Source organism: Flavobacterium luminosum (assembly GCF_023635005.1).
GTDB classification, from domain to species: Bacteria; Bacteroidota; Bacteroidia; order Flavobacteriales; family Flavobacteriaceae; genus Flavobacterium; species Flavobacterium luminosum.
In genome coordinates, this window is sequence record NZ_JAMLJM010000017.1 from 1 (window position 1) to 5,069 (window position 5,069).

The 5,069-nt window shown below is 32.1% G+C and carries 4 protein-coding genes; all 4 read right to left on the minus strand.

Annotated elements, in window-relative coordinates; genetic code table 11:
• Nucleotides 1-286: 286 nt before the first annotated feature.
• Nucleotides 287-805 carry a DUF3997 domain-containing protein gene (locus NAT50_RS12225; protein ID WP_250593511.1) on the minus strand — a complete coding sequence of 173 codons (519 nt, stop codon included), beginning with the start codon at nt 803-805 and terminating at the stop codon, nt 287-289.
• A 253-nt stretch (nt 806-1,058) separates the two neighbouring features.
• Nucleotides 1,059-1,757: a potassium channel family protein gene (locus NAT50_RS12230; protein ID WP_250593512.1), complete on the minus strand. Its 699-nt coding sequence runs from the start codon at nt 1,755-1,757 to the stop codon at nt 1,059-1,061.
• A 13-nt stretch (nt 1,758-1,770) separates the two neighbouring features.
• Complete coding sequence (locus tag NAT50_RS12235; protein WP_250593513.1) at nt 1,771-3,507, minus strand: TrkH family potassium uptake protein; 1,737 nt, start codon at nt 3,505-3,507, stop codon at nt 1,771-1,773.
• Complete coding sequence (gene nhaA / locus NAT50_RS12240) at nt 3,507-4,844, minus strand: Na+/H+ antiporter NhaA (RefSeq protein WP_250593514.1); 1,338 nt, start codon at nt 4,842-4,844, stop codon at nt 3,507-3,509. The genes NAT50_RS12235 and nhaA overlap by 1 nt, the downstream gene beginning before the upstream one ends.
• Nucleotides 4,845-5,069: the final 225 nt, after the last annotated feature.

A 5,069-nucleotide genomic window follows, 5' to 3' on the forward strand; every position in this document is an offset into this window, starting at 1 on the left:
AAAGTGTTGATTAAGCATTTTTTCAATCTCAATTCGTTCTTCAAATTGAAGCCTTTTATAGTTGTTTTTCATAATGCAAAAATGTTAATTTTTTTAACATTTGTTGCGTTAGATGTCTGAATCGGCGAAATAATATCGCACAACGTCCCGCCGGCTTGGCTTGCCGTTGCGTAAATTTAGCTAAAAGTTTGCAAGTACAAAACCCATTTGGAAAAAACGGAATTTTTTCCAAATATTCCTGAAACAAGCAATGGCGCCAAACCGCTGTTATGTGCTGTGTTTTTTTTTATTTTGACATATTTCCTTTTAAGTTTTTAATGTCTACAACATCAGAATCAGGATTTATGTATTGTATATCATTTCTTTGATCTTTTAAATAAAATTCTTTTGTAGAGTAATTTATTTTAAGATTATCAGGAATTCCAAGTTCTTTTCTTTTTTCTAAATATTCACTTTTTTGAAAAGGTCCGAATAATCGGTCTTTTTTAATTTCTAAAATCCAAAATTGAATAAAATTGCTTTCAAAAACTTTTTTCATCATCTGATCATGATTTAAGTTTTCTTTAAAATTATAAATACTATCTTGAGGTTTTTGAATAACAATAATATATTCGTTAGAGTGTCCGTAAAAAAGTATATGTCCACTAATTGAAATTACATCATATCCATTTTCTGATTTTTGTTTGTTTATTAAATTAATTTCTTCATTTGGATTATAATCTAATTCGTAATTTTTTCCAATTAAATTGTCATTACACGAAATAATTGTGATTGATAATAAAGCTAGTATTATAATTCTTTTCATGTTTTTATTCTAGTCTTATTTTTCTATGAATTTTGGCCTCATGGCACATAACGGTTCGGCAGCTTGGCGAAGGAGCGGAAAATCGAAGCCGAAACTTCCAATTTAGTACTACCGTAAGCAAAACCATTTTTTCTTTTTGCTAAATTACTAAAAAGAGCAAAAGAAAAATGGTTTTGCGGATAAAAAGTACAAACGTTCAACTTAGCCTTAACTCCGCTCTTTTGCCAAACTGCTTGTTAGGTGCAGGCGTTCTTTATTCGTCCTTACTTTTATGTTTTACGAATTTATTTAGCTCTTTGTTTGCTCCATAGATTACCAAAATATCATCTTCTTCCAAAATTGTATCAGGTTCGGGAATGCCTTGAACGGTTGTTACACTTTTGCTTTTTCCAAGAAAAGAATGCTGAACAGTTTGTTTAAGAATTGTGAGAATTAGTATGTTGTAATTTTTTCTAAAACCAATTTCTTCAACCGATTTTCCAATAAAATATTCAGGCGTTTTCACCTCAACAATACTGTAGTTTTTGTTTAGTTCAAATGAATCTATAATGCCATTTAAACACAATTTTTTAGCCCAACGTTCAGCAGTTTCTTCTTCGGGTCTTACGATTTCATCTACTCCGATGGCTCTTAAAACGTTTTCGTGTAATGGATTGATAGACCTGCTTATCAGTCTTTTTACACCAAGATTTTTGAAAAGTGCCGTTACCATTACATTTGTTCCCTGGTCTTCTCCAATACAAACCATCACTATATCTGTGTTTTGCAATGGTAAATCCGCAACCGTTTCTTCATCTGTTGCGTTCATACAAATGGTGTGCGAAATTTTTTCTTTTAGAGCATTTACTTTCTCCATTCGGGAGTCAATTCCTATCACTTCGTTTCCTTGTTGTGTTAGCTTTTCTGCTAAGGAAGCTCCGAAGTTTCCTAATCCTACTATTATAAATTTCATTTTTCTTTTTCTTTTAGTTAATTAAAATTTCATCTGTCGGATAACGATAATTCAAGGCTTTTACTTTCTTGAAAAAAGCAATCAAAATAGAAAGCATCGTTACTCTACCGATAAACATAATACCAATTAATACCATTTTGCTTTCGCTACTCAAATCTCCTGTAATTCCTAAACTAAGTCCAACAGTACTATAAGCTGAAAAACACTCGAAAGCAATATCCAATAGCTTGATATGTGCATCAAAATGAGCAATTAAAAACACTCCAAAACCTATTACAACCAATGAAAGTGCCATTGTTGCAAAGGCTCTTCTTACAGAAATATCTGCTATTTCTCTTCTCCAAATTTCGATTTTATCTTTACCTTTTGCTAAACTGAAAAAGTTAAGTGTAGCAATGGCAAATGTACTTGTTTTGATACCTCCACCTGTAGATGCAGGAGAAGCTCCAATCCACATTAAAAAAATGATAATGATGACGGATGAAAAGTGTAACTGACTAAAATCTATAGAATTGAAACCTGCTGTTCTTGGTGTAGTAGCTGTAAATAATGCTGTTACAAATTTTCCAAAACCTTCGTGTCCGTTGAGTGTATTGTAATATTCTTTTGCATAAATGATGCCCGTTCCTACAATCATTAATGAAAAAGTAGTAATAAGATTTATTTTACTACTCAATGTCAAAATCCAAGGTTTGTAATTGTCTTTACCAGACGCAAACCAAAGAATGTATCTTTTGATGAAATGTTTGAGATAACGAAGTATATTGATAACAATCGGAAATCCTAAACCTCCAAATACAAAAATGACAATGATAATCAATTGTAACGGATAGTTTGTTACAAAACCTTCCTGCATCATTCCATTGGGTAAAGTGGAAAATCCTGCATTACAAAATGCAGAAATAGAATGAAATGCAGAAAAAAATATTCTATCCATAAAAGATGGAATAAGCTCCTTGTCAATGTTGATGTAGATAAAAACTGCTCCTACAAATTCAATAAAAAAGGTAATGCCTAAAATTCGTTTTAAAGTAGTAAATACTTCCCCAATTTTATTAGAACTTGAAATATCACTCAACGCAATTTGGTTTTCATAAGTAGCACCGCCTTTAAAAAAATAGCTGAAATAACTTGCAAAAGTCAGTATTCCCAAACCTCCTGCCTGTATCAGCAACATAATCAAACTTTGTCCGAAAGGCGTAAAAAAACTACTGGTGTCCACTACTATTAATCCCGTTACACAAACCGCACTTGTAGAGGTAAATAATGCATCAATAAATGAAATCCCATTATAAGTTGCAGTCGGTAGCATCAACAATAATGCTCCTATCAAAACCAGTCCCATAAAACTAATAATGAAAAGCTGTGCAGGATTGAGAACAGAACGTTTGTAATTTATTTTTGGCGTGGCAAATTCTCTGATGAGTTTTAGAATAATAGCAAATCTTAACCAATCTGAAATAGCTATTGAGCTGATTTCAAATTGTTTATAAATACAATAAAGGACAAAAAGTACACTTAAGAAGTCAAAAATAAAAATATTAAGTACAATCTTCTTTTTTTGAAAGATATATTTACTTGTGGTAATAAAAACAGCAATAGACAATAACACAACGTAAAAAAATAGTATAGATTTTTCTGCCCACAGAGGTAATCTAAAGCCATAATCCAATATCAAAATAAACAGTACTACAATATATAGTCCATATAATATTTTGGTTAATAATGGATTTTCTAACAACTTTTTCATTAGGCTTCTTTTTTGGGTTTTTGTCTGCTTAAAACCATATATCCCAGTATTCCACCAATGATAGAAGCTACAAAAATTCCAACTTTTGCTTGTACTTTATATTCTTCGTGTGAGAATGCCAATTCGGTTACAAACAGTGACATTGTAAATCCAATGGAAGCCAATAAGCCCAATCCTAAAAGGTTTTTCAGATTCATTCCATCTGGAAATGGAGCAACCCTAAACTTTACAGCCAACCAAGTAAAGCCAACTACTCCCACAACTTTTCCAACCAATAGTCCCAGAGCCACTCCAATAGCTACATTGGTATTGAATAATTGTTCCATTTCAATATCCAAAACCGAAACTCCTGCATTAGCCAAGGCAAAAATCGGTATAATAATAAATGATACAAATGGATGCATTGCGTGTTCCAACTTTTGTAATGGTGGTATAGCTTGTTCCGTATCCGAAGATACTTTTTCTAAAATATGAAGTTGTTCATTGGTCAATGTAGGAATTTTATCATTAGGGTCAGCCGCAGTAAATTGAGCAAGATGTTTTTTAATTCTTGCAATCAGAATATTTTCTTTGATTTTTACATCAGCTGGAATTGTGAATGCTGCCAAAACTGCTGCAATTGTTGCGTGAACTCCCGATAACAAAAATGAAGTCCAAACGCCTCCAATACCTAATATTGCATAGAAAAGTACACTTCTGACACCCATTTTATTGCCAATATACATTGCTAAAAGAAATGCTAATCCTATAAGCAAGCTCATCATCGAAATATCTGAAGTATAAAAAAATGCAATAACCAAAACGGCTCCCAAATCATCAACAATTGCAAGAGCTGTTAGGAAAACTTTCAAACCTAATGGAATTCTGTTACCTAATAAATACAAAACTCCCAAAGCAAAAGCAATATCTGTAGCCATCGGAATTCCCCAACCACTATGTACTTCTCCAGTTGGATTTAATACCAAATAAATTAATGCAGGAACAAGCATTCCTCCGATTGCTGCCGCAATCGGAAGCATTGCTTTTCGAGGATTGGATAATTCTCCTGCTATAATTTCTCTCTTTAGTTCTAATCCAACCACAAAAAAGAAAATAGCCATCAGTCCGTCATTTATCCAATGGTGAATGCTGTATTCTAAATAAGTTCTTCCGTCAAATAGGAAACCTAATTTGTGTTCAAAAAAATGATGATACGAGTGAGATAGGGGTGAGTTGGCTAAAATTAGAGCGATAATTACACTAATTCCGAGTACAATTCCACCTGCTTTTTCGTTTTTTATGAATTTTTGAATTGGCTTATTTATTTTGTCTATTGGAGCACTTTTCGTTTTGTTCATTATTTCTCTTTACATAAAATTTTCAATCTGTAAAGATAAGAATTTAGATTTTTTAAGGTGTTGAAATTTGTTTTTTCTTTAGACGGAGCGTTGTTTTAGGCGGTTTCAAGTTTCTAACGCAACGGTTAGTTATTTTCAAAAGTAAGATAAATATTAGATTTTTTGTTCTTTATTTCCCAAAATTTTAAAAACATCTTTAGATTGATATTTTAAAAATTTCGAGAA

Excerpts from the sequence above, each read along its gene's own strand:
- NAT50_RS12235 (WP_250593513.1), bottom strand. The coding sequence starts at position 3,507 with ATGAAAAAGTTGTTAGAAAATCCATTATTAACCAAAATATTATATGGA.
- nhaA (WP_250593514.1), bottom strand. The coding sequence starts at position 4,844 with ATGAACAAAACGAAAAGTGCTCCAATAGACAAAATAAATAAGCCAATT.
- NAT50_RS12230 (WP_250593512.1), bottom strand. The coding sequence starts at position 1,757 with ATGAAATTTATAATAGTAGGATTAGGAAACTTCGGAGCTTCCTTAGCA.
- NAT50_RS12225 (WP_250593511.1), bottom strand. The coding sequence starts at position 805 with ATGAAAAGAATTATAATACTAGCTTTATTATCAATCACAATTATTTCG.